Here is a 23,280-nt window from a genome sequence, read left to right on the forward strand (position 1 = left end):
ACAATACCTTTGCGGCTTCAGCAAAAGAGTAACAAATTTTGTTAATTTATGTGAGTGTGGACGTTAAGCGCGCAGCAAAGCAGCGTACATCGTGCGTCGGACTTATCGAACGACAGAATTTCCAGTATAATAGCCGCCTTTTTTCATTCAGTTGTGACATCAGCTAAAGCTGCGACCTCGTCGCCTGCAGGGCAGACGACAATCCGCCGACGGCTAAGTTAAGGGATATCTCATGCGTACAGAATATTGCGGACAGCTTCGACAGTCCCACGTTGGGCAGCAGGTGACTCTGTGTGGTTGGGTCAACCGCCGTCGCGATCTCGGTAGCCTCATTTTTATCGATATGCGCGACCGCGAAGGCATCGTTCAGGTGTTTTTCGATCCGGATCGTGCGGATGCGTTGAAGTTAGCCTCTGAACTGCGTAATGAGTTCTGCATTCAGGTCACTGGTACCGTTCGCGCGCGTGAAGAGAAAAACATCAACGCGGACATGGCCACCGGCGCTATCGAAGTGCTGGCTTCCGATCTGACGATCATTAACCGCTCAGAATCGCTGCCGCTGGACTCCAATCACGTCAACACCGAAGAAGCGCGTCTGAAATACCGCTACCTCGACCTGCGTCGTCCGGAGATGGCGCAGCGCCTGAAAACCCGCGCGAAAATTACCAGCTTTGTGCGCCGCTTTATGGACGACCATGGCTTCCTCGACATCGAAACCCCGATGCTGACTAAAGCCACCCCGGAAGGCGCCCGCGATTACCTCGTGCCTTCCCGCGTGCACAAAGGCAAATTCTACGCGCTGCCGCAGTCGCCGCAGCTGTTCAAACAGCTGCTGATGATGTCCGGCTTCGATCGCTACTATCAGATCGTCAAATGCTTCCGCGATGAAGACCTGCGTGCCGACCGTCAGCCTGAATTCACCCAGATCGACGTGGAAACCTCCTTTATGACCGCGCCGCAGGTGCGTGAGATCATGGAGGCGATGGTGCGTCAGCTGTGGCTGGAAGTGAAAGGCGTCGACCTGGGCGAGTTCCCGATCATGACCTTCGCCGAAGCCGAACGTCGCTATGGCTCCGATAAACCGGATCTGCGTAACCCGATGGAGCTGGTGGACGTCGCCGACCTGCTGAAGTCTGTGGAATTCGCGGTCTTTGCCGGCCCGGCCAACGATCCGAAAGGGCGCGTGGCGGCCCTGCGCGTCCCGGGCGGGGCCTCTCTGACCCGCAAGCTGATTGACGAATACGGCAACTTTGTGAAGATCTACGGCGCGAAAGGGCTGGCCTATATTAAAGTGACCGAGCGTGCCAAAGGCATGGACGGGATCAACAGCCCGGTGGCCAAATTCCTGACCGCTGAAATCGTGGAAGCGATCCTTGACCGCACCGGCGCGCAGGATGGAGACATGATCTTCTTCGGCGCCGACAACAAGAAAGTAGTGGCCGACGCGCTGGGCGCGCTGCGTCTGAAGCTGGGTAAAGATCTGAGCCTGACTGACGAGAGCAAATGGGCGCCGCTGTGGGTGATCGACTTCCCGATGTTCGAAGACGACGGCGAAGGCGGCCTGACGGCGATGCACCATCCGTTCACCTCGCCGAAAGATATGACCGCGGATGAGCTGAAAGCCGCGCCGGAAGAGGCTGTAGCCAACGCCTACGATATGGTTATTAACGGTTATGAAGTCGGCGGCGGTTCGGTGCGTATCCACCGCGGCGAGATGCAGCAGACCGTATTTGGTATTCTGGGCATTAACGAACAGGAACAGCGTGAGAAATTCGGCTTCCTGCTGGATGCGCTGAAGTACGGTACGCCGCCGCATGCAGGTCTGGCCTTCGGTCTTGACCGTCTGACCATGCTGCTGACCGGTACCGATAACATCCGCGACGTTATCGCTTTCCCGAAAACCACCGCGGCCGCCTGCCTGATGACCGAAGCGCCAAGCTTCGCCAATCCGGCGGCGCTCGGTGAGCTGGGTATTCAGGTTGTGGAGAAAGAGGCAAAAGCGTCTCTGGAGAACAAGTAATATGTCATTTAAGCTGCCCGTTTCGGTGCTGGTGGTCATTTACGCCGAAGATACGAAACGGGTGCTGATGTTGCAGCGGCGCGACGATCCCGCGTTCTGGCAGTCGGTCACCGGCAGCCTGGAAGCTGGAGAGACCGCGCTGCAGGCCGCCGCGCGTGAAGTAAAGGAAGAGGTCGCCATTGACGTTGCCTGCGAGCAACTGACCTTAATCGACTGTCAGCGCACGGTGGAGTTCGAGATATTTTCTCATTTGCGTCATCGCTATGCGCCGGGTGTAGAGCGCAATACGGAATTCTGGTTCTGTCTTGCGCTGCCTCATGAGCGGGAGATTACTTTCACCGAACATCTGGCCTATCGCTGGGTCAGCGCGACGGAAGCCGCTGCGCTGACCAAGTCGTGGAGCAACCGGCAGGCGATTGAAGAATTTGTAATTAACGCCGCCTGAAAGGGCGCGCTTTTTGGAGAGTTTTTTATGGCAGGTCATAGTAAATGGGCCAACACCAAACACCGCAAAGCGGCACAGGATGCCAAACGCGGTAAAATCTTTACGAAAATCATTCGCGAGCTGGTCACCGCCGCGCGTCTGGGCGGCGGCGATCCGGCTTCCAACCCGCGTCTGCGTGCGGCCGTTGATAAAGCGCTGTCTAACAACATGACTCGCGACACCCTGAACCGCGCCATCGCGCGCGGCGTCGGCGGCGATGAAGACGCGAACATGGAAACCATCATTTATGAAGGCTACGGCCCTGGCGGCACCGCGGTGATGGTGGAATGTCTGTCCGACAACCGTAACCGTACCGTTGCGGAAGTGCGTCACGCCTTCACCAAAACCGGGGGTAACCTCGGCACCGATGGTTCCGTCTCCTACCTGTTCAGCAAGAAAGGCGTTATCTCCTTCGAGAAAGGCGATGAAGACACTATCATGGAAGCGGCGCTGGAAGCAGGCGCAGAAGACGTGGTGACCTATGACGACGGCGCCATCGACGTCTACACCGCCTGGGAAGAGATGGGCGCTGTGCGCGACGCGCTGGAAGCCGCCGGCCTGAAAGCCGACGCTGCCGAAGTCTCAATGATTCCGTCCACCAAAGCGGATATGGATGCCGAGACGGCGCCGAAGCTGCTGCGTCTGATCGATATGCTCGAAGACTGCGACGACGTGCAGGAAGTGTACCATAACGGCGAGATCTCCGACGAGGTCGCAGCCACCCTGTGATGCAGCCGCATCCACGGTTAACCGGAGGCGCGTGATGGCTATTATTCTCGGCATTGACCCGGGGTCGCGCGTTACCGGTTATGGCGTGATCCGCCAGGTTGGGCGGCAGCTGAGCTATCTGGGCAGCGGATGCATCCGCACCAAAGTGGACGATCTGCCGTCGCGGCTGAAGCTCATCTACGCCGGGGTGACGGAGATCATCACCCAGTTCCAGCCCGACTATTTCGCCATTGAGCAGGTCTTTATGGCCAAGAATGCCGACTCGGCGTTAAAGCTCGGGCAGGCGCGCGGGGTGGCGATCGTCGCAGCGACCAATCAGGCGCTGCCGGTGTTTGAATACGCCGCCCGTCAGGTCAAGCAGACCGTTGTCGGGATTGGCAGCGCCGAAAAGAGCCAGGTCCAGCATATGGTGCGCACCTTGCTCAAGCTGCCCGCTAATCCGCAGGCGGATGCGGCGGATGCGCTGGCGATCGCCATCACCCATTGCCATGTCAGCCAGAATGCCGCTCAGATCAGCGAGACCCGGCTCAATCTGGCGCGGGGGCGCTTACGATAATCGCAAATCAGGCTGGATATCTATCCAGCCTTTTTTTATGATACCGCCTGATACTTAGACCATAACGCAGGAGCCCCACGTGATAGGCAGACTCAGAGGCATCATTCTCGAAAAACAACCCCCGCTGGTGTTGCTGGAAACGGCGGGCGTCGGCTATGAAGTGCATATGCCAATGACCTGCTTCTATGAGCTGCCGGAGGCCGGGCAGGAGGCGATCGTCTTCACCCACTTTGTGGTGCGTGAAGATGCCCAGCTGCTGTATGGGTTTAACAACAAACAGGAACGTACCCTGTTTAAAGAGCTGATTAAAACCAACGGCGTGGGGCCCAAGCTGGCGCTGGCGATCCTCTCCGGCATGTCGGCGCAGCAGTTCGTCAACGCCGTTGAACGGGAAGAGGTCGCCTCGCTGGTGAAGCTGCCGGGGATTGGCAAAAAAACCGCTGAACGTCTGATCGTTGAGATGAAAGATCGCTTCAAAGGGCTGCACGGCGACCTGTTCACCCCGGCGGCCGATCTGGTGCTGACCTCGCCGGCAGGCCCAACGGCGGACGATGCCGAGCAGGAAGCGGTTGCCGCGCTGGTCGCGCTGGGCTATAAACCGCAGGAGGCCAGCCGGATGGTCAGCAAGATCGCGCGTCCGGACGCCAACAGTGAAATGCTAATTCGCGAAGCGCTGCGCGCTGCGTTGTGAGGTAAGGGATGATTGAAGCAGACCGGCTGGTATCGGCAGACAGCAGCGGCTTTGAAGAGGCCGCTGACCGCGCCATCCGCCCAAAATTGCTGGCAGAGTATGTCGGCCAGCCGCAGGTGCGTTCGCAGATGGAGATCTTTATCCAGGCGGCGAAGCTGCGCGGCGACGCCCTCGATCACCTGCTGATTTTTGGCCCGCCAGGGTTGGGGAAAACCACCCTGGCCAATATCGTCGCCAATGAAATGGGGGTGAATCTGCGTACCACCTCCGGCCCGGTGCTGGAGAAGGCGGGCGATCTCGCCGCGATGCTCACCAACCTCGAACCGCACGATGTTCTGTTTATCGATGAGATCCATCGCCTCTCGCCGGTGGTGGAAGAGGTGCTCTATCCGGCAATGGAAGACTACCAGCTGGATATTATGATTGGCGAAGGTCCCGCGGCGCGTTCCATCAAGATCGATCTGCCGCCGTTTACCCTGATCGGCGCCACCACCCGCGCCGGTTCGTTGACCTCGCCGCTGCGCGACCGCTTTGGCATCGTGCAGCGTCTGGAGTTCTATCAGATCCCCGATCTGCAGCATATTGTCAGCCGCAGCGCCCGCCATATGGGGCTGGAGATGAGCGACGAGGGCGCGCTGGAAGTAGCCCGCCGTTCACGCGGCACGCCGCGTATTGCCAACCGTCTGCTGCGCCGGGTGCGTGACTTTGCGGAAGTGCGCCACGACGGCACCATCTCCGCCGATATTGCCGCCCAGGCGCTGGATATGCTTAACGTCGATGCGGAAGGGTTCGACTATATGGACCGTAAGCTGCTGCTGGCGGTGATAGATAAGTTCTTTGGCGGTCCGGTGGGGCTGGACAACCTCGCCGCCGCGATTGGCGAAGAGCGGGAAACCATTGAAGATGTACTGGAGCCCTACTTAATTCAGCAGGGCTTTCTGCAGCGTACGCCGCGGGGAAGAATGGCGACGGTGCGCGCCTGGAATCATTTCGGGATTACGCCGCCGGAGATGCCGTAGCGCGTTGCGGTTGAGCAGTTCATGGTGAAGCCCGGTCAGCAGCGTGACCGGGCTTTTTCATTTTCAGCTGGCGGCTTTTTTCGTCATGCTGAGAATAAACAGCACCGCGGCGCAGAGCACCACCGACGGCCCGGCCGGGGTATCGTAGAAAGCCGAGAAGGTTAACCCGCCGGTAACGGCCAGCATGCCCACGCCCACCGCCACGGCGGCCATCTGCTCCGGCGTGCGGGCAAAACGGCGGGCGGTGGCGGCCGGGATAATCAGCAGGGAAGTGATGATCAGCGCCCCGACGAACTTCATCGCCACGCCGATAGTCAGGGCGGTGACCAGCATCAACAGCAGCTTGACCCGCTGCAGCTTCACGCCGTCGACAAACGCCAGGTCCGGACTGATGGTCATCGCCAGCAGATTTCGCCACTGCCAGAGCAGAATGCCAATCACAATCACCACGCCAGTGGCAATGGCGATCAGGTCCTGCGGCGTAACCGCCAGCAGATCGCCGAACAGGTACGCCATCAGATCGACGCGGACGTTAGACATCAGACTGACCACCACCAGCCCCAGGGACAGCGCGCTGTGCGCCATGATGCCCAGCAGGGTATCGATCGCCAGATGCGGTCGTTTTTCCAGCCACACCAGCCCGCCGGCCAGCAGCAGGGTCACGACGATCACCGCATAGAACGGATTGACGTTAAGCAATAAACCGAAAGCGACGCCGAGCAGAGACGCATGCGCCAGCGTGTCGCCGAAATAAGACATGCGGCGCCAGACCACAAAGGAGCCCAGCGGACCAGCGGCGCAGGCCAGCATCATCCCGGCAAGCCAGCCAGGTAACAGAAGTTCAATCATTAGCGGCTGTTTCCCCGACGCAGTACAATTCGCCCCTGTAGGTCGTGGCGGTGATTATGGTGGTGGCGGTATATCCCCAGCTGTTCCGCGCCGCGCGGGCCGAACATGGAGATAAACTCCGGGTGCATGGAGACCACCTCCGGTGCGCCAGAGCAGCAGATATGCTGGTTCAGGCACAGAACTTCGTCGGTTTTGGCCATCACCAGATGCAGATCGTGGGATACCATTAGCACCGCGCAGTCCAGTTCATGGCGCAGCTGGTTGATAAGATCGTAGAGCGCCACCTGGCCGTTGACGTCAACACCCTGGGTCGGTTCATCCAGCACCAGCAGCTGCGGACGGTTGAGCAGGGCGCGGGCCAGCAGTACGCGCTGCGTTTCACCGCCGGAGAGCTTTTGCATCGGCGCATCGATCAGATGCCCCGCCTGCACGCGCTTCAGCGCCGGCAGGATGTCGTCTTTACGGGTGCCCGGGCGCAAACGCAGGAAGCGGCTGACGGTCAGCGGCAGCGTGGCGTCCAGATGCAGTTTCTGCGGCACATAGCCGATGCGCAGGCGTGCGTCACGCTTGATAACACCCTCTGTCGGTGCTACCAGCCCGAGAACCACCCGCACAAGGGTCGATTTGCCGGCGCCGTTGGGGCCCAGCAGGGTTAAGATTTTGCCTGGCGTGAGAGCCAGCGAGATGTCAGACAACACGCGGCGTTGGCCAAAGGCCACCGAGACATTTTCCAGCGTTACAAGGTTTGTCATAGTAATTTAGGGGTTGCACAAGCTAGTGAATGTTATAATATCACATCACACTCACTTATTTCGATGACTAGACGCATTATGTTACATAAAAATACGCTTCTTTGCGCTGGACTTGGCGCTGTTTTTTTGTTCGCGCAGGTACCGCTGGCCAGCGCCGCCGTGGTGACTTCTATGAAACCGCTGGGCTTTATTGCGGCGGCCATCGCCGATGGGGTTACCGAGACCCAGGTGCTGCTGCCCGATGGCGCCTCCGAGCATGATTATTCCCTCCGTCCTTCTGATGTAAAACGCTTACAGAACGCAGACTTAGTGGTGTGGATTGGTCCGGAAATGGAAGCCTTTATGGATAAGTCGACGCAAAGCATTGCGGCGAATAAAAAGGTGACGATTGCCGAGCTGGATGGGGTCAAACCGCTGCTCATCACCGGGGCGGACGACGATGACGATCACCATGATCATGACCATGGCGCAGCAGAAAAAGGTGACGGCGATCACCATCACGGTATTTACAATATGCATCTGTGGTTATCCCCAGAGATAGCGCGGCTTTCGGCGGTTGCAATCCACGATAAATTATTGGAACTTATGCCGCAGAGTCGAGCCAAACTCGACAGCAACCTGCAGCAGTTCGAGACCGCGCTGGCGGCGACCGACAAGCAGGTGAGCAATGAGCTGGCACCGCTGAAAGGGAAGGGCTATTTCGTTTTTCATGACGCCTACGGTTACTTTGAAAAACACTACGGTTTGACCTCGCTGGGGCACTTTACCGTCAACCCTGAAATACAGCCCGGTGCGCAGCGTTTACACGAAATCAGAACACAACTGGTTGAGCAGAAAGCCACTTGCGTTTTTGCTGAGCCACAGTTCAGGCCAGCGGTTATCGAAGCTGTTGCCCGGGGCACGTCTGTGCGCATGGGGACCCTGGATCCACTGGGGACAGGAATTACGCTGGGTAAAACGAGTTACCCGCAATTCCTCACCCAACTGGCGAATCAGTATTCGAGCTGCCTGAAAGGAGATTAACGAGGAAGTGAATACGTGCAACAGATAGCCCGCGCTGTCACTCAGGCATTCAACAATCTGCCACGACCTCATCGCGTTATGCTGGGGTCGCTTAGCGTTCTTACCTTAGCGGTCGCCGTCTGGCGACCCTATATTTACCACCCGGAATCCGCCCCCATCGTCAGAACCATTGAACTGGAAAAAAGCGAGATCCGCTCCCTGCTGCCGGAAGCCTCCGAGCCGATCGATCAGGCCCCGCAGGAAGAAGAAGCCATTCCTCAGGATGAGCTCGACGAAAAAGCCGATAGCGATGCCGGCGGGCACGAATATGTGGTGTCGACCGGCGATACGCTCAGCAGTATTCTGAACCAGTACGGTATCGATATGGGCGATATCGCCCAGCTTTCCTCCGCCGATAAAGAGCTGCGCAACCTGAAGATTGGCCAGCAGCTCTCCTGGACCCTGACCGCCGACGGCGATCTGCAGAGCTTGACCTGGGAGATGTCCCGCCGCGAGACCCGCACCTATACCCGTGTGGATAACGGTTTTAAAATGAGCAGCGAGCTGCAGAAAGGCGATTGGGTCAACAGCGTGCTGAAGGGCACCGTCGGCGCCAGCTTTGTCTCCAGCGCGCGTGATGCCGGGCTGACCAGCACGGAAATCAGCGCGGTGATCAAGGCCATGCAGTGGCAGATGGATTTCCGTAAGCTGAAGAAAGGCGACGAATTCTCGGTATTGATGTCGCGCGAAATGCTCGACGGCAAACGTGAGCAAAGCCAGTTACTCGGCGTGCGTCTTCGCTCTGACGGTAAGGATTACTATGCCATCCGCGCCGAAGACGGCAAATTCTACGACCGCAACGGCACGGGTCTGGCGAAGGGCTTTATGCGCTTCCCAACGGCGCGTCAGTTCCGCGTCTCCTCTAACTTTAATCCGCGTCGTCTGAACCCGGTCACCGGCCGCGTCGCGCCGCACCGTGGCGTCGATTTCGCGATGCCGCAGGGAACGCCAGTGCTGGCGGTGGGCGATGGTGAAGTAGTCGTGGCCAAACGCAGCGGCGCTGCCGGGTATTACGTCGCGATCCGCCACGGTCGCACCTATACCACTCGCTACATGCACCTGCGTAAGCTGTTAGTGAAGCCGGGGCAGAAAGTGAAGCGCGGGGATCGCATTGCGCTGTCGGGGAATACCGGACGCTCTACCGGGCCACACCTGCACTACGAAGTGTGGATCAACCAGCAGGCGGTCAACCCGCTGACGGCTAAGCTGCCGCGTACCGAAGGGCTGAGCGGTTCCGACCGGACCGACTATCTGGCGCAGGTCAAAGAGGTCGTTCCGCAGCTGCGGTTTGACTAACCACCGGTCAGTGGAAAGCCGGTGCCCCAGGGCGCCGGCTTTTTCTTTTGTAGGATACCCGACGTCTCGCTACACTATCCCATTATCTTGATTAAGCAGTCGATCTGCGGATTGGGCATGGAAACGAAAAAAAATAATATTGAGTTTATCCCTAAGTTTGAAAAATCCTTTTTACTGCCGCGCTACTGGGGCGCCTGGCTGGGGGTCTTTGCCTTCGCCGGTATTGCGCTGACGCCGCCATCCTTTCGCGATCCGCTCCTCGGCAAACTCGGTCGTCTGGTGGGGCGTCTGGCGAAAAGCTCGCGCCGCCGGGCGCAGATTAATTTGCTGTACTGCTTCCCGGAAAAAAGCGAGTACGAGCGGGAAGCGATTATCGACGCCATGTATGCCTCGGCGCCGCAGGCGATGGTGATGATGGCCGAGCTGGGCCTGCGCGATCCGCAGAAAATCCTTGCCCGCGTTGACTGGCAGGGGAAAGCGATCATCGACGAGATGCAGCGCAATAATGAGAAGGTGATTTTTCTCGTTCCGCATGCATGGGGTGTGGATATCCCGGCGATGCTGATGGCCTCCGGCGGGCAGAAGATGGCGGCGATGTTCCATAACCAGGGTAACCCGGTGTTCGATTACGTGTGGAATACCGTGCGTCGTCGTTTTGGCGGGCGTATGCACGCGCGCAACGATGGGATCAAACCGTTTATTCAGTCGGTGCGCCAGGGCTACTGGGGCTACTATCTGCCCGATCAGGATCACGGCGCCGAACACAGCGAGTTTGTGGATTTCTTTGCCACCTACAAGGCCACGCTGCCGGCGATTGGCCGCTTAATGAAAGTATGCCGCGCCCGCGTCGTACCGCTGTTCCCGGTCTACGATGGCAAGACGCATCGCCTGACGGTGCTGGTGCGCCCGCCGATGGACGATCTGCTGGACGCTGACGATACGACCATCGCCCGGCGGATGAACGAAGAAGTGGAAGTGTTTGTTAAGCCGCACACCGAGCAGTATACCTGGATCCTGAAGCTGCTGAAAACGCGCAAGCCGGGTGAAATTGAGCCCTACAAACGCAAAGAGCTGTTCCCGAAAAAGAAATAAAAAAAGCCTCCGTCAGGAGGCTTTTTTATCTCTACCGTGCTTACTCGACGGTGAGGATACGGGTGGTGTTGGTGCTGCCGATGGTGCTCATCACGTCACCCTGGGTCACGACCACGAGGTCGCCGGAGACCAGATAGCCTTTGTCCCGCAGCAGATTGACGGCGTCGTGCGCGGCGGCCACCCCGTCATTCTGGCTGTCGAAGAACACCGGCGTCACCCCGCGGTAGAGGGCGGTCAGGTTCAGGGTGCGCTCGTGGCGGGAGAGGGCGAAAATCGGCAGACCGGAGCTAATGCGCGAAGTCATCAGCGCGGTACGGCCCGATTCGGTCATGGTGATGATGGCGGTGATGCCTTTCAGGTGGTTGGCGGCATACATCGCCGACATGGCAATCGCTTCTTCCACGTTGTCGAACTGGACGTCCAGACGGTGTTTGGAGACGTTGAGGCTAGGGATTTTTTCCGCGCCCAGACACACGCGCGCCATCGCGGCCACGGTTTCCGAAGGATACTGACCGGCAGCGGTCTCCGCGGAGAGCATCACCGCATCGGTACCATCCAGCACGGCGTTGGCCACGTCCATCACTTCCGCGCGAGTCGGCATCGGGTTGGTGATCATCGACTCCATCATCTGGGTGGCGGTGATGACGGAACGGTTCAGCTGACGGGCACGACGGATCAGCGCTTTCTGGATGCCCACCAGCTCAGGATCGCCGATCTCGACGCCGAGGTCGCCACGGGCAACCATTACCACATCGGAGGCGAGGATCACGTCGTCCATCGCATCCTGATCGCAAACCGCTTCGGCACGCTCAACTTTGGCGACGATTTTCGCATCGCAGCCGGCATCGCGCGCCAGGCGACGGGCGTAGTTCAGGTCTTCGCCGCAGCGCGGGAAAGAGACGGCCAGGTAGTCGACGCCGATTTTAGCGGCGGTGACGATATCAGCTTTATCTTTGTCGGTCAGCGCTTCGGCAGACAGGCCGCCGCCCAGCTTGTTGATCCCTTTGTTGTTGGACAACGGGCCGCCGACGGTCACTTCAGTGAACACTTTCATCCCCTGAACTTCGAGGACTTTCAGCTGCACGCGACCATCGTCGAGCAATAAGATATCGCCCGGCACGACGTCCGCCGGCAGGCCTTTATAGTCGATCCCGACTTTCTCTTTGTCGCCTTCGCCTTTGCCAAGGTTTGCGTCGAGCAGGAATTTATCGCCGACGTTGAGGAAAATTTTGCCTTCTTTGAAGGTCGATACGCGAATTTTTGGTCCCTGGAGGTCGCCGAGGATGGCCACATGACGGCCCAGTTTTGCCGCAATCTCACGCACTTTGTCGGCACGGAGCTGATGATCTTCCGGGGTGCCGTGAGAGAAGTTCATACGTACTACGTTTGCGCCCGCGGCGATAACCTTTTCCAGGTTGTTATCGCGGTCAGTTGCCGGGCCTAAGGTAGTAACGATTTTGGTTCTGCGAAGCCTTCTGGACATGTAATACTCCGTTGACTGATACAACTTTGGTGTTGCGTGAACATGGATTCGGTAGCGCCAGCCTGCAACGTCGCACAGCCGGATCGTTATCGAAGGTGTAATGGGGTACTGCTTGTTATCAACTTTTATTGATTATCACTGGGTACGAATGGTTCTTTATCAAAACGCGATTCCTTCAGCGCTTCCTTGACCCTCTTCAAGTTATCTCTGAATTTTGCCCCCCGACGCAAGGTAAAGCCAGTCGCCAACACGTCAATGACGGTCAACTGGGCCAAACGGGAGACCATCGGCATATAGATGTCGGTATCTTCCGGCACATCAAGGGTAATGGCGAGCGTGGCTTCCCTGGCTAGCGGCGTACCGGCGGAGGTGAGAGCGATCACCATGGCATCGTTTTCACGAGCCAGCTGCGCCAGCTCCACCAGGCTCTTGGTTCTTCCGGTATGCGAGATAATCACCACCACATCATCGTCATCGCAATTCATACAGCTCATCCGTTGCAGGACAATGTCGTCGGAATAGATGACCGGCACGTTAAAGCGGAAAAATTTGTTCATCGCGTCGTGAGCGACCGCCGCTGAGGAGCCGAGGCCGAAAAAGGCGATTTTTTTGGCCTGAGTCAGCAGATCCACTGCGCGATTTACCGCCGACATGTCGAGAGAATGGTGCACCTGATCTAAACTCGCCATGGCCGATTCGAATATTTTTCCCGTGTATGACTCAACGCTGTCGTCTTCATCGACATTCCGGTTAACATAGAGCGTGCCGTGCGCAAGGCTCTGGGCCAGATGCAGTTTGAAGTCAGGGAATCCGCGGGTTTCGAGACTACGGCAGAAGCGATTGACGGTCGGTTCGCTAACCCCGGCCTCAAGGGCGAGGGCGGCGATGCTCGAATGAATGGCCTGCTCGGGGGTGGCGAGGATCACTTCCGCCACTTTGCGTTCAGATTTGCTAAGGTGTTCCAGTCGGGACTGGATTTTTTCCAGCATGTTCATTAGTAACAGGGCGCTCATCAATGGAAACGATTTCATTAATGGGTGAAATCATTGGGCGTTTTAGCAAGAATATACCCCTCCGCAAGCGCAAGCGGTGAGGAATGACGTGAAATGATGTTGTTTTTTTTCATTACATGATCAGGGTCGTATTTTACTGACCTGAACCAGGTACAAACAACGAACAATAACGGCCGAATGCCCAAATCATCGCCGAATGTTTTCACCCTGTGCGGTTTTACCGCCGCAAACGAAGGGGAAGGCTTTCGGGAAATACGTAAACACAGTACAGTGCAGTGTAAGAAAATTACAAATATAGCCTGGCAAAAGCACCAGACTATCAACTGAGGAGAATGACATGGCGGTAACGCAAACGGCCCAGGCATGCGACCTGGTCATTTTCGGCGCGAAGGGCGACCTGGCGCGGCGTAAATTGTTGCCTTCCCTGTATCAGCTTGAAAAGGCGGGCCAGATCCACGCTGACACCAGAATCATTGGCGTCGGCCGTGCCGACTGGGATAAAGCGGCTTATACCAAAGTCGTGCGCGAAGCGCTGGAAACCTTCATGAAGGAAAAAATTGATGAAGGTTTGTGGGATACCCTGAGCGGACGCCTGGAGTTCTGTAATCTTGACGTCAATGACACCAGCGGCTTCACCCGCCTGGGTGAGATGCTGGATCAAAAGAACCGTGTCACCATCAACTATTTCGCTATGCCGCCGAGCACCTTTGGCGCGATCTGTAAAGGGCTGGGCGAAGCGAAGCTTAATGCCAAGCCTGCGCGCGTGGTCATGGAAAAACCGCTCGGCACCTCGCTGGAAACCTCCCGTGAAATCAACGACCAGGTCGGCGAGTTTTTTGAAGAGTGTCAGGTCTACCGTATCGACCACTATCTCGGTAAAGAGACGGTCCTCAACCTGCTGGCGCTGCGCTTCGCCAACTCCCTGTTCGTCAATAACTGGGACTGCCGCACCATCGATCACGTCGAAATCACCGTCGCGGAAGAGGTGGGTATTGAAGGGCGCTGGGGTTACTTCGACCAGGCCGGGCAGATGCGCGACATGATCCAGAACCACCTGCTGCAGATCCTGTGCATGATTGCCATGTCGCCGCCGTCCGATCTCAGCGCCGACAGCATCCGTGATGAAAAGGTCAAGGTGCTGAAATCCCTGCGCCGTATTGACCGCTCCAACGTGCGCGAGAAAACCGTTCGCGGCCAGTATACCGCCGGCTTTGCCCAGGGCAAAAAAGTGCCTGGCTATCTCGAAGAGGAGGGGGCCAACAAGACCAGCAACACTGAAACCTTCGTGGCGATCCGCGTCGATATCGATAACTGGCGCTGGGCTGGCGTACCGTTCTATCTGCGCACCGGCAAACGTCTGCCGACCAAATGCTCAGAGGTAGTGGTTTACTTCAAAACCCCGGAACTGAATCTGTTTAAAGAGACCTGGCAGGAGCTGCCGCAGAACAAGCTGACCATTCGCCTGCAGCCGGACGAAGGGGTAGATATCCAGGTACTGAACAAAGTGCCGGGCCTCGATCATAAACATAACCTGCAGATCACTAAACTGGATCTGAGCTACTCCGAAACCTTCAACCAGACGCATCTGGCCGATGCCTATGAACGTCTGCTGCTGGAGACCATGCGTGGTATTCAGGCGCTGTTTGTTCGCCGCGACGAAGTAGAAGAGGCGTGGAAATGGGTTGACTCCATTACCGAAGCCTGGGCAGCCGACCGCGATGCGCCGAAACCGTATCAGGCCGGGACCTGGGGACCGGTTGCGTCGGTGGCCATGATCACTCGCGACGGTCGTTCATGGAACGAGTTCGAGTAAGGCTGGAGGCTAATCCGTCAGGGTTATTTTACCGGTAACATGATCTGACGCAGAAAGTCGCACGCTTTTTAATCTTTTAAGCCCCGTGAGGATTCACCCACGGGGCTTTTTTTATTACACTGCCTGCAGACATTTTGCCCCTGAGCGCTGGTGTTTGTGGCCTTTACCACGTCAACACGTCATCACGCAGCGGCCGGACAGATAAAAATTTGAGGAGCCTTTATGAATTCGACAATGTTACGGGTAACAAATCGCATTATCGAACGGTCGCGTGACACCCGCGCGGCTTACCTCGCAAGGATTAACCAGGCCAAAACCGACACCGTGCATCGTGCGCAACTGGCCTGCGGCAATCTGGCTCACGGATTCGCGGCCTGCCAGGCTGACGACAAAGCCTCCCTGAAGAGCATGTTGCGCAACAACATTGCCATCATCACCTCCTACAACGACATGTTGTCCGCTCACCAGCCCTATGAACACTACCCGGAGATCATCCGCAAAGCGCTGCACAGCGCCAATGCGGTCGGCCAGGTCGCCGGCGGCGTGCCGGCGATGTGCGACGGCGTAACGCAGGGGCAGGACGGGATGGAGCTTTCACTCCTGAGCCGCGAGGTGATCGCTATGTCCGCCGCCATCGGTCTGTCGCATAACATGTTCGACGGGGCCCTGTATCTCGGGGTCTGCGATAAAATTGTTCCCGGTCTGACCATGGCGGCGCTCTCATTTGGCCATCTGCCGTCGGTCTTTATTCCCTCCGGTCCGATGGCCAGCGGCCTGCCGAATAAAGAGAAGGTTCGCATTCGCCAGCTGTATGCAGAAGGGAAAGTTGACCGTATGGCGCTCCTGGAGTCCGAAGCCGCCTCTTATCACGCGCCGGGGACCTGTACTTTCTACGGAACGGCGAACACCAACCAGATGGTGGTCGAATTTATGGGCATGCAGCTGCCGGGCTCGTCCTTTGTCCATCCGGATGCTCCGCTGCGGGAAGCGCTGACCGCCGCCGCCGCGCGCCAGGTCACCCGCATGACCGGCAACGGCAATGAGTGGATGCCGCTGGGCAAAATGTTTGACGAAAAAGTGGTGGTCAACGGCATAGTGGCGCTGCTGGCGACCGGTGGCTCCACCAACCACACTATGCACCTGGTGGCGATGGCCCGCGCGGCGGGAATTATCATTAACTGGGACGATTTCTCCGACCTGTCAGACGTGGTGCCGCTGCTGGCGCGCCTCTATCCCAACGGCCCGGCGGATATCAACCACTTCCAGGCGGCAGGCGGCGTTCCGGTACTGGTGCGCGAGCTGCTGAAAGGCGGCCTGCTGCATGAGGATGTTCACACCGTGGCCGGCTTTGGCCTGTCGCGCTACACCCTGGAGCCATGGCTGAATAACGGCGAGCTGGACTGGCGCGAAGGGGCGACAGCGCCATTGGACGACCAGGTCATCGCGACCTTTGAAAAACCATTCTCCCGCCACGGCGGCACCAAGGTGCTGAGCGGCAACCTGGGACGCGCGGTGATGAAAACTTCGGCGGTCCCGGTGGAGAACCAGGTGATTGAAGCGCCGGCGGTGGTATTCGAGAGCCAGCACGACGTGTTGCCGGCCTTTGAAGCGGGGCTGCTGGACAAAGACTGCGTGGTGGTGGTCCGTCATCAGGGGCCAAAAGCGAACGGGATGCCAGAATTACATAAACTTATGCCGCCACTTGGTGTATTATTGGACCGCCGTTTCAAAATAGCGCTGGTGACCGATGGCCGACTCTCTGGCGCCTCCGGTAAAGTCCCGTCAGCCATTCACGTCACGCCTGAAGCGTATGATGGCGGCTTGCTGGCGAAAGTGCGCGATGGCGATCTTATTCGCGTGAACGGACAGACGGGGGAACTGACGCTGCTGGTGGATGAGGCCGAACTGGCGGCGCGTCAGCCGCATATCCCTGACCTCAGCGCGTCGCGCGTGGGAACCGGTCGGGAGATGTTTGGGGCGCTGCGTGAGAAGCTCTCTGGCGCGGAGCAGGGCGCAACCTGCATCACTTTTTAAGACGATTTAATTTCTAGATCTGGCGAGAGAAAATCCTGATGAAAAACTGGAAAACAACAGCAGAAGCAATCCTCACCTCCGGTCCGGTTGTCCCGGTTATCGTAGTGAAAAAGCTGGAACACGCGGTACCGATGGCGAAAGCGCTGGTGGCGGGCGGCGTTCGCGTGCTGGAAGTTACCCTGCGCACCGAGTGCGCCCTGGAGGCGATCCGCGCGATTGCCAAAGAAGTTCCGGACGCGATTGTCGGCGCGGGCACGGTTACCAACGTTGAGCAGTTGAAAGCGGTAACGGAAGCCGGCGCGCAGTTCGCTATCAGCCCGGGTCTTACCGAATCCCTGCTGAAAGCGGCGACCGAAGACGGCACCATCCCGCTGATCCCGGGGATCAGCACGGTATCTGAGCTGATGCTGGGTATGCAGTATGGCCTGAAAGAGTTTAAATTCTTCCCGGCGGAAGCCAACGGCGGCGTGAAAGCCCTGCAGGCGATTGCGGGTCCGTTCGGCCACATTCGTTTCTGCCCGACCGGCGGTATCTCTCCGGCCAACTACCGTGACTACCTGGCGCTGAACAGCGTACTGTGCATCGGCGGTTCCTGGCTGGTGCCAGCCGACGCCCTCGAAGCCGGCGACTACGATCGCATCACCACCCTCGCGCGAGAAGCGGTGGAAGGCGCGAAATAAACCACGCCTCCAGGTCAACAACCCGGTCTGCGGCAACGCGACCGGGTTTTTTGTCTTTACCCTTCGACGATGACCGCCGCGGCGGCGGCTTTAGCCCGCGCCACGGCCTCCTCAACCGAATCGGCGACGGCGAGGGTTACCCCCAGGCGGCGGGTACCGTCAATCTCCGGCTTGCCGAACAGACGCAGCTGCAGGCCAGCCCCGACGGCCGACTGCAGCTGGCCAAAGCTGACGTTCTGGCTGGACAACTGCGGAAGGATCACCGCGGAGGCGGCCGGACCATACTGGCGGATAGCGCCGACGGGTAGCCCGAGGAAGGCGCGAACGTGCAGGGCGAATTCCGAGAGATCCTGGGAGATAAGCGTCACCATCCCGGTGTCGTGTGGTCGCGGGGAGACTTCGCTGAAGATCACCTCGTCGCCGCATACGAACAGCTCCACGCCAAACAGACCATAACCTCCCAGCGCCAGCACCACCTTGCGGGCGATGGTCTGGGCACGCTCGAGGGCCAGGTCGCTCATCTGCTGCGGCTGCCAGGACTCGCGGTAGTCGCCGTCTTCCTGACGATGACCAACCGGAGCGCAGAAATGCACGCCATCGACAGCGCTGACGGTGAGCAGGGTGATTTCGAAATCGAAGTTCACCACCCCCTCGACGATCACCCGTCCGGCGCCAGCGCGGCCGCCCTGCTGCGCATAGCGCCAGGCTTCGCTGAGCTGGTCAGCTGAGCGGATAAAGCTCTGGCCTTTGCCGGAGGAGCTCATCACCGGTTTAACGATGCATGGCAAACCGATGTCGGTGACCGCCGCGCGGAAGCCTTCTTCGCTGTCGGCAAAACGATAGCGGGAGGTGGGAAGCTGCAGCTCTTCCGCCGCCAGGCGGCGAATGCCTTCGCGGTTCATGGTGAGCTTTGCCGCCCGCGCCGTGGGGACCACTTTCTGTCCGGCCTGTTCCAGTTCGACCAGGGTGTCGGTAGCGATAGCTTCGATCTCCGGGACGATGTAATCGGGTTTTTCCTGTTCAATCAGGGCGCGCAGGCTCTCGCCGTGCAGCATATTGATGACGTGGGCGCGGTGGGCGACCTGCATCGCCGGGGCATCGGGGTAGCGGTCTACGGCGATGGTTTCAATGCCCAGACGCTGACATTCAATAGCGACTTCTTTACCCAACTCGCCGGAACCTAACAGCATAACTTTGGTGGCTGCCGGGCGCAGCGCGGTGCCTAATACAGTCATAACTCTCATCCGCAGTAAAAAAAGATGGCAGCGATTATAAACGAAAACGTTTGCGTATGTCTTTACGCGCGTAACGCGCGTGAGTTGAGTCCGGGAGGGAAATTTGCTATACTGTATAAAAATACAGTGTTGAGAGGCTGCAGTATGGCGGTTGAAATTAAATATGTGGTGATCCGCGAAGGTGAGGAAAAAATGTCTTTTGCCAGCAAAAAAGAGGCCGACGCTTACGACAAAATGCTCGATCTGGCAGAGGTGCTGAATGATTGGCTGGTGGCATCCCCGCTGGAGATGGATGACGTCCAGCGCGATACCATGGCGATGTGGCTGGCTGAGCGTAAAGAAGCGCTGCAGCATATCCTGCGAGTTGGCCGACTGCCGGAGCAAGAGACGCCTGCACAGGACGCCTCCGCGCCGTCGGCTACCGCCGAGACTTCTCCGGCGGGTGATGACGCCGTGCCGGCGGCCAAAGCGCGCAAAGCCAAGGCAGCCTGAACGCTGGCGGTCAGTCACTGGTCGGTCGGCCCCGATGCTGCCGTCGCACGTACCTTTGCGCATCTTTAGCCATATCTAACATTTCCTGACATCGCGTCGTTTAGGCTGATAACAGTGTTTGTCACCTGAGAGGAAAACCATGGCTAACTGGCTACATCAACTGCAGTCGCTGCTCGGGCAGCAGGGTGCGTCACCGTCCGGCGAGTCGTCAAAAGGGAGCGGCCTGCTGCCCGGCGCCATCGGTGGGCTGGCCGGATTGCTGGTGGCCAGCAAATCGTCACGCAAATTATTGGCGAAATATGGCACTAGCGCGCTGCTGGCAGGCGGCGGGGCGGTGGCGGGCACGGTGTTATGGAACAAGTATCAGCAGAAAATGCGCGCGCAGAATACATCCGCCCAGGCGCCTGAGACGGCAGCGGCGCCGGCGGAGGTCGATCCGCGTAGCGTGCGGCTGATCACGGCCCTGGTATTTGCCGCGAAAAGCGACGGTCATATTGATGACCACGAGCGGGCGAATATTGAAACTCAGCTGCGGGCGGCCAATATTGACGTTCAGGCCCGGGTGCTAATTGACCAGGCGCTGGCTCAGCCGCTGGATCCGCAGCGTCTCGCCGAGGGCATCATCGACCCGCAGGAGGCGCTGGAGATCTACTACGTCAGCTGCGCGGTGATTGATATCGACCATTTTATGGAGCGTAGCTACCTTAATGCGCTGGGAGACGCCCTGGCGCTGCCGAAAGATGTCCGGGCCGATATAGAACAGGATATCCAGTCACAAAAACAAGCGCTAAGCGTCTAAATCATCACGTTTCGCTTGCATCGCTCGCGTCTTTTGCCACCCTTATAGACACGTCATCATTCAGGCGCCACCCTGCGGCCTGAATGCTCTTGTGTCACGATAAAGCAGCAGAAGAATAACATGCCACCTAAAGCTAAACGGATCCCTCACGCCATGACCTTGCATGGCGATACACGCATCGATAATTATTACTGGCTGCGCGACGATGAGCGCGCGCGACCTGACGTGCTGGAGTATCTGCACGCGGAGAACGCTTACGGCAAGCAAGTGATGGATTCGCAGCTCAGCCTGCAGGAGCGTCTGCTGAAGGAGATTATCGACCGCATTCCGCAGCGGGAAGTCTCTGCCCCCTACAGTAAAAACGGCTTTCGCTACCGTCAGGTGTATGAGCCGGGCTGCGAATACGCTATCTACCAGCGGCAGTCGGTGCTGAAAGAAGAGTGGGATGAGTGGGAGATCCTGCTCGATGCCAACCAGCGGGCGGCGAAGAGCGAGTTCTACACCCTGGGCGGACTGGGCATTGCGCCCAACAACCAGCTAATGGCGGTGGCGGAAGATTACCTTTCCCGCCGCCAGTACGGCCTGCGCTTTTGCGACCTCAGCAACGGCGAGTGGTATCCGGAAATCCTCGAAAATGTCACCTCCGGCTTTGCCTGGAGCAACGATTCACGCTTTGTTTGGTATGTGCGTAAACATCCCACCACGCTGCTCCCTTATCAGGTCTGGCGCCACACCGTCGGGACACCGGCGCAGAGCGACGCGCTGGTCTACGAGGAAAAAGATGAGACCTTCTACGTCAGCGTGCATAAAACCACCTCCCAGCAGTTCGTGGTAATTTATCTCTCCAGCGCCACCACCAGCGAAGTGCTGCTGCTCAACGCCGAACTCCCAGACGCCGAGCCGGTCTGCTTTCTGCCACGGCGTAAAGATCATGAATACAGTCTTGATCACTATCAGCACGCTTTCTATCTTCGTTCCAACCGGGAGGGGAAGAATTTCGGCCTCTACCGTACCGTACTGCGTGATGAAGAACAGTGGACCACGCTGATCCCGCCGCGTCACGACGTTATGCTCGAAGGATTTACCCTGTTTACCGACTGGCTGGTTGTGGAAGAGCGTCAGCGTGGCCTGACCAGTCTGCGGCAAATTAACCGCAAGACCCGGGAGGTGGTGGGGATCGCTTTTGACGATCCGGCCTATGTCACCTGGCTTGCCTATAATCCGGAGCCCGAAACGTCGCGACTGCGCTACGGCTATTCCTCCATGACTACGCCGGATACGCTGTTTGAACTGGATATGGATACCGGCGAACGAAGAGTGATCAAACAGCAGGAGGTAAAGGGGCTGGATACGAGCTGCTACCAGAGCGAACACCTGTGGGTGACCGCCCGCGATGGCGTCGAAGTCCCGGTCTCTCTGGTCTACCATCGCGAACATTTTCGCAAAGGGAGCAACCCGCTGCTGGTCTATGGCTATGGCTCATATGGCGAGAGTATCGATGCCGATTTCAGCGCCAGCCGGCTGAGCCTGCTCAACCGCGGCTTTGTCTACGCCATCGCCCACGTCCGCGGCGGCGGCGAGCTGGGTCAGCAATGGTATGAAGACGGTAAATTCCTGTGTAAGAAAAATACCTTCAACGACTATCTGGACGTCTGTGACGCGCTGCTTGCCCAGGGGTACGGCGATCCGCGGCTCTGCTACGGCATGGGGGGCAGCGCCGGCGGAATGCTGATGGGCGTGGCCGTGAATGAACGGCCAGAGCTGTTCCATGGCGTGATAGCCCAGGTGCCGTTCGTCGATGTGGTGACCACCATGCTGGATGAAACTATTCCGCTGACCACCGGTGAATTTGAAGAGTGGGGAAATCCGCAGGATGAAACCTATTATCACTATATGAAAAGCTACAGTCCCTATGACGGCGTGAGGGCGCAGGCCTATCCCCACATGCTGGTGACTACCGGTCTGCATGATTCCCAGGTGCAATACTGGGAGCCGGCTAAATGGGTGGCGAAACTGCGGGAACTGAAAACCGACGATAACCTGCTGCTGCTCTGCACCGATATGGATTCCGGACATGGCGGAAAATCCGGGCGCTTTAAAAGCTATGAAGGGGTGGCGCTGGAGTACGCCTTTTTCATCGCCCTGGCGCAGGGGACACTGCCGGGAAAAGCGGCAGTGTAGGCGCTATTCCCCGAGGTAATGCCTGAGCGTCAGGCGCAGTTCGGGGCTCATGCGGTCGAGATTGTTGAATAACCAGCGCAGATAGCCTGGATCGTTTTCAGCAATCTCGGCGACGGCCTTACCCCGGTATTTGCCGAAGGTAAAAGTAGTCAGCAGCGCCGGCCGACCGGTGATATCGGCCATTTCGTCAGGGGTCCAGCCGGAAACATTGATGATATCCAGCAGCAGCGCGGCGGTGATATAGCAGTCATACAGCGCCCGGTGGTGATGCAGTCCCGGCGGAGTAGTCACGTTCAGCTTACGTGATTTATATAACCCCATATTGCTGTATTTGATTCCCGGCCACAGGCGTCGGGCCAGCTTCATCGTACAGATCCACTCGCCGTGCATCTCCGGCAACACCCGGCGATCGAAGCTGGCGTTATGCGCGACGTACCACGGGCTGCCATGATAGTGCGGAATAATCTCCTCAATCCACGGCTTATCGGCGACCATCTCTTCCGTGATCCGGTGGATAGCCATTGCCTGCGGGCTGATGGGCCGATCGGGACGCACCAGATGGCTCATGGGATTGGTAATTTGCCCGTCGACTATATCGACCGAGGCGATTTCAACGATGCCCCCCTGCAGGCCGCAGGTTTCGGTATCAATGACGCGCAGCATGGCTCGCTCCAGAGCAAAACAATAAGCGTAATGGAATTGGCCGGGCTTGCCAACCGACGGGGAGGAGGCGAGCGCGCATTATTTCTGTTTCGGCTCCCACGGTAGTCGCGAAAGGGAGACGGAGGCCAGCCGATGGGCGATCAGTCGTTCACGGAACCAGTCGCGCAGATGTGCAGGCTGTTCACGCTCGACTAAATCAGCGACCACCGGCATATTGTACCGCTCCTTAAAAGCAACGCCGGCGGCGGCGAGATCGACATTGACTTTATCCATCTCATCTTGCGAAATTTTGGCCAGATTTCTTTCCATCATCCACTCCACTCTGCTTATAAATCCG

General features: G+C 58.2%; 23 protein-coding genes. 16 read left to right on the forward strand and 7 right to left on the reverse strand.

The genetic code is table 11. From position 1 onward, the window contains the following. Positions 1-232: 232 nt before the first annotated feature. The 6 genes from aspS (at position 233) to ruvB (ending at position 5,499) form a co-directional block, all read left to right on the forward strand. Positions 233-2,020, forward strand: a complete 1,788-nt coding sequence (aspS, locus tag ACR809_RS09390; protein WP_002911479.1) for an aspartate--tRNA ligase — start codon at positions 233-235, stop codon at positions 2,018-2,020. Between the two features lies 1 nt (position 2,021). Further along, positions 2,022-2,465 carry a dihydroneopterin triphosphate diphosphatase gene (gene nudB / locus ACR809_RS09395; RefSeq protein WP_002911477.1) on the forward strand — a complete coding sequence of 148 codons (444 nt, stop codon included), beginning with the start codon at positions 2,022-2,024 and terminating at the stop codon, positions 2,463-2,465. A 27-nt stretch (positions 2,466-2,492) separates the two neighbouring features. Further along, positions 2,493-3,233, forward strand: a complete 741-nt coding sequence (locus tag ACR809_RS09400) for a YebC/PmpR family DNA-binding transcriptional regulator (protein ID WP_002911459.1) — start codon at positions 2,493-2,495, stop codon at positions 3,231-3,233. Between the two features lie 34 nt (positions 3,234-3,267). Next, a complete protein-coding gene (gene ruvC / locus ACR809_RS09405) occupies positions 3,268-3,789 on the forward strand; it encodes a crossover junction endodeoxyribonuclease RuvC (protein WP_002911456.1) in 522 nt (173 codons plus the stop codon). A gap of 79 nt (positions 3,790-3,868) precedes the next feature. After that, positions 3,869-4,480, forward strand: a complete 612-nt coding sequence (gene ruvA / locus ACR809_RS09410; protein ID WP_023285317.1) for a Holliday junction branch migration protein RuvA — start codon at positions 3,869-3,871, stop codon at positions 4,478-4,480. 8 nt (positions 4,481-4,488) lie between these two features. Further along, a complete protein-coding gene (ruvB, locus tag ACR809_RS09415; RefSeq protein ID WP_004148860.1) occupies positions 4,489-5,499 on the forward strand; it encodes a Holliday junction branch migration DNA helicase RuvB in 1,011 nt (336 codons plus the stop codon). A gap of 63 nt (positions 5,500-5,562) precedes the next feature. Here the strand turns inward: ruvB and znuB are convergent, their stop codons facing one another. Together znuB and znuC are read right to left on the reverse strand one after the other, a co-directional pair. Then, positions 5,563-6,348: a zinc ABC transporter permease subunit ZnuB gene (gene znuB, locus ACR809_RS09420; protein ID WP_004175419.1), complete on the reverse strand. Its 786-nt coding sequence runs from the start codon at positions 6,346-6,348 to the stop codon at positions 5,563-5,565. Beyond that, on the reverse strand, positions 6,348-7,067 hold the full coding sequence (znuC, locus tag ACR809_RS09425; protein ID WP_004197828.1) for a zinc ABC transporter ATP-binding protein ZnuC: 720 nt from the start codon (positions 7,065-7,067) through the stop codon (positions 6,348-6,350). The genes znuB and znuC overlap by 1 nt, the downstream gene beginning before the upstream one ends. 111 nt (positions 7,068-7,178) lie before the next feature. Here znuC and znuA point away from each other — a divergent pair, with 111 nt between their 5' ends. The 3 genes from znuA (at position 7,179) to lpxM (ending at position 10,550) form a co-directional block, all read left to right on the forward strand. Then, positions 7,179-8,123 (forward strand): zinc ABC transporter substrate-binding protein ZnuA, encoded by a 945-nt coding sequence (znuA, locus tag ACR809_RS09430; protein ID WP_122051202.1) that lies wholly within the window; start codon positions 7,179-7,181, stop codon positions 8,121-8,123. A gap of 15 nt (positions 8,124-8,138) precedes the next feature. Then, positions 8,139-9,458, forward strand: a complete 1,320-nt coding sequence (gene mepM / locus ACR809_RS09435; protein WP_004148858.1) for a murein DD-endopeptidase MepM — start codon at positions 8,139-8,141, stop codon at positions 9,456-9,458. A gap of 117 nt (positions 9,459-9,575) precedes the next feature. Beyond that, positions 9,576-10,550 carry a lauroyl-Kdo(2)-lipid IV(A) myristoyltransferase gene (lpxM, locus tag ACR809_RS09440; protein ID WP_004175421.1) on the forward strand — a complete coding sequence of 325 codons (975 nt, stop codon included), beginning with the start codon at positions 9,576-9,578 and terminating at the stop codon, positions 10,548-10,550. Positions 10,551-10,590: 40 nt separating this feature from the next. Here the strand turns inward: lpxM and pyk are convergent, their stop codons facing one another. Continuing rightward, positions 10,591-12,033, reverse strand: coding sequence for a pyruvate kinase (gene pyk, locus ACR809_RS09445; RefSeq protein ID WP_002911440.1), 1,443 nt, complete (start codon positions 12,031-12,033; stop codon positions 10,591-10,593). Positions 12,034-12,158: 125 nt separating this feature from the next. Beyond that, on the reverse strand, positions 12,159-13,064 hold the full coding sequence (locus ACR809_RS09450; protein ID WP_004145555.1) for a MurR/RpiR family transcriptional regulator: 906 nt from the start codon (positions 13,062-13,064) through the stop codon (positions 12,159-12,161). Between the two features lie 159 nt (positions 13,065-13,223). Here ACR809_RS09450 and ACR809_RS09455 point away from each other — a divergent pair, with 159 nt between their 5' ends. From ACR809_RS09455 to ACR809_RS09470, 4 genes are all read left to right on the forward strand, one after another. After that, positions 13,224-13,373, forward strand: a complete 150-nt coding sequence (locus ACR809_RS09455; protein WP_004145554.1) for a hypothetical protein — start codon at positions 13,224-13,226, stop codon at positions 13,371-13,373. A 10-nt stretch (positions 13,374-13,383) separates the two neighbouring features. After that, positions 13,384-14,859 carry a glucose-6-phosphate dehydrogenase gene (gene zwf, locus ACR809_RS09460; RefSeq protein ID WP_002911427.1) on the forward strand — a complete coding sequence of 492 codons (1,476 nt, stop codon included), beginning with the start codon at positions 13,384-13,386 and terminating at the stop codon, positions 14,857-14,859. Positions 14,860-15,081: 222 nt separating this feature from the next. Then, entirely contained in the window at positions 15,082-16,893 is a 1,812-nt protein-coding gene (edd, locus tag ACR809_RS09465; RefSeq protein ID WP_002911425.1) for a phosphogluconate dehydratase, read from the forward strand. 38 nt (positions 16,894-16,931) lie between these two features. Next, positions 16,932-17,573 carry a bifunctional 4-hydroxy-2-oxoglutarate aldolase/2-dehydro-3-deoxy-phosphogluconate aldolase gene (locus tag ACR809_RS09470; protein ID WP_002911423.1) on the forward strand — a complete coding sequence of 214 codons (642 nt, stop codon included), beginning with the start codon at positions 16,932-16,934 and terminating at the stop codon, positions 17,571-17,573. Between the two features lie 56 nt (positions 17,574-17,629). Here ACR809_RS09470 and purT read toward each other — a convergent pair whose 3' ends face one another. After that, the gene (gene purT / locus ACR809_RS09475; protein ID WP_020803738.1) at positions 17,630-18,808 is read right to left on the reverse strand and encodes a formate-dependent phosphoribosylglycinamide formyltransferase; all 1,179 of its coding nucleotides are present in this window, start codon (positions 18,806-18,808) and stop codon (positions 17,630-17,632) included. A gap of 144 nt (positions 18,809-18,952) precedes the next feature. Between purT and ACR809_RS09480 the strand changes: the two genes are divergently transcribed. From ACR809_RS09480 to ptrB, 3 genes are all read left to right on the forward strand, one after another. After that, entirely contained in the window at positions 18,953-19,300 is a 348-nt protein-coding gene (locus ACR809_RS09480) for a YebG family protein (protein ID WP_004175424.1), read from the forward strand. A gap of 139 nt (positions 19,301-19,439) precedes the next feature. Then, on the forward strand, positions 19,440-20,099 hold the full coding sequence (locus ACR809_RS09485; RefSeq protein WP_004180434.1) for a tellurite resistance TerB family protein: 660 nt from the start codon (positions 19,440-19,442) through the stop codon (positions 20,097-20,099). Positions 20,100-20,219: 120 nt separating this feature from the next. Continuing rightward, positions 20,220-22,280 carry an oligopeptidase B gene (ptrB, locus tag ACR809_RS09490; protein ID WP_004151449.1) on the forward strand — a complete coding sequence of 687 codons (2,061 nt, stop codon included), beginning with the start codon at positions 20,220-20,222 and terminating at the stop codon, positions 22,278-22,280. A gap of 3 nt (positions 22,281-22,283) precedes the next feature. On the opposite strand, the gene exoX is transcribed toward ptrB, so the two are convergent. Together exoX and ACR809_RS09500 are read right to left on the reverse strand one after the other, a co-directional pair. Beyond that, positions 22,284-22,943, reverse strand: coding sequence for an exodeoxyribonuclease X (gene exoX, locus ACR809_RS09495; RefSeq protein ID WP_002911407.1), 660 nt, complete (start codon positions 22,941-22,943; stop codon positions 22,284-22,286). Between the two features lie 78 nt (positions 22,944-23,021). After that, on the reverse strand, positions 23,022-23,252 hold the full coding sequence (locus ACR809_RS09500; RefSeq protein ID WP_002911406.1) for a DNA polymerase III subunit theta: 231 nt from the start codon (positions 23,250-23,252) through the stop codon (positions 23,022-23,024). Between the last annotated feature and the right edge of the window lie 28 nt (positions 23,253-23,280).

Origin of the sequence: Klebsiella sp. CD33, assembly GCF_051992865.1 — a bacterium.
Classification (GTDB): domain Bacteria; phylum Pseudomonadota; class Gammaproteobacteria; order Enterobacterales; family Enterobacteriaceae; genus Klebsiella; species Klebsiella pneumoniae.

What these genes read in the sequence shown, in the direction of transcription:
- aspS (WP_002911479.1), top strand. Translation starts at nt 233, where the DNA reads ATGCGTACAGAATATTGCGGACAGCTTCGACAGTCCCACGTTGGGCAG.
- nudB (WP_002911477.1), top strand. Translation starts at nt 2,022, where the DNA reads ATGTCATTTAAGCTGCCCGTTTCGGTGCTGGTGGTCATTTACGCCGAA.
- ACR809_RS09400 (WP_002911459.1), top strand. Translation starts at nt 2,493, where the DNA reads ATGGCAGGTCATAGTAAATGGGCCAACACCAAACACCGCAAAGCGGCA.
- ruvC (WP_002911456.1), top strand. Translation starts at nt 3,268, where the DNA reads ATGGCTATTATTCTCGGCATTGACCCGGGGTCGCGCGTTACCGGTTAT.
- ruvB (WP_004148860.1), top strand. Translation starts at nt 4,489, where the DNA reads ATGATTGAAGCAGACCGGCTGGTATCGGCAGACAGCAGCGGCTTTGAA.
- znuB (WP_004175419.1), bottom strand. Translation starts at nt 6,348, where the DNA reads ATGATTGAACTTCTGTTACCTGGCTGGCTTGCCGGGATGATGCTGGCC.
- znuA (WP_122051202.1), top strand. Translation starts at nt 7,179, where the DNA reads ATGTTACATAAAAATACGCTTCTTTGCGCTGGACTTGGCGCTGTTTTT.
- lpxM (WP_004175421.1), top strand. Translation starts at nt 9,576, where the DNA reads ATGGAAACGAAAAAAAATAATATTGAGTTTATCCCTAAGTTTGAAAAA.
- pyk (WP_002911440.1), bottom strand. Translation starts at nt 12,033, where the DNA reads ATGTCCAGAAGGCTTCGCAGAACCAAAATCGTTACTACCTTAGGCCCG.
- ACR809_RS09450 (WP_004145555.1), bottom strand. Translation starts at nt 13,064, where the DNA reads ATGAAATCGTTTCCATTGATGAGCGCCCTGTTACTAATGAACATGCTG.
- ACR809_RS09455 (WP_004145554.1), top strand. Translation starts at nt 13,224, where the DNA reads ATGCCCAAATCATCGCCGAATGTTTTCACCCTGTGCGGTTTTACCGCC.
- zwf (WP_002911427.1), top strand. Translation starts at nt 13,384, where the DNA reads ATGGCGGTAACGCAAACGGCCCAGGCATGCGACCTGGTCATTTTCGGC.
- edd (WP_002911425.1), top strand. Translation starts at nt 15,082, where the DNA reads ATGAATTCGACAATGTTACGGGTAACAAATCGCATTATCGAACGGTCG.
- ACR809_RS09470 (WP_002911423.1), top strand. Translation starts at nt 16,932, where the DNA reads ATGAAAAACTGGAAAACAACAGCAGAAGCAATCCTCACCTCCGGTCCG.
- purT (WP_020803738.1), bottom strand. Translation starts at nt 18,808, where the DNA reads ATGACTGTATTAGGCACCGCGCTGCGCCCGGCAGCCACCAAAGTTATG.
- ACR809_RS09480 (WP_004175424.1), top strand. Translation starts at nt 18,953, where the DNA reads ATGGCGGTTGAAATTAAATATGTGGTGATCCGCGAAGGTGAGGAAAAA.
- ACR809_RS09485 (WP_004180434.1), top strand. Translation starts at nt 19,440, where the DNA reads ATGGCTAACTGGCTACATCAACTGCAGTCGCTGCTCGGGCAGCAGGGT.
- ptrB (WP_004151449.1), top strand. Translation starts at nt 20,220, where the DNA reads ATGCCACCTAAAGCTAAACGGATCCCTCACGCCATGACCTTGCATGGC.
- exoX (WP_002911407.1), bottom strand. Translation starts at nt 22,943, where the DNA reads ATGCTGCGCGTCATTGATACCGAAACCTGCGGCCTGCAGGGGGGCATC.
- ACR809_RS09500 (WP_002911406.1), bottom strand. Translation starts at nt 23,252, where the DNA reads ATGGAAAGAAATCTGGCCAAAATTTCGCAAGATGAGATGGATAAAGTC.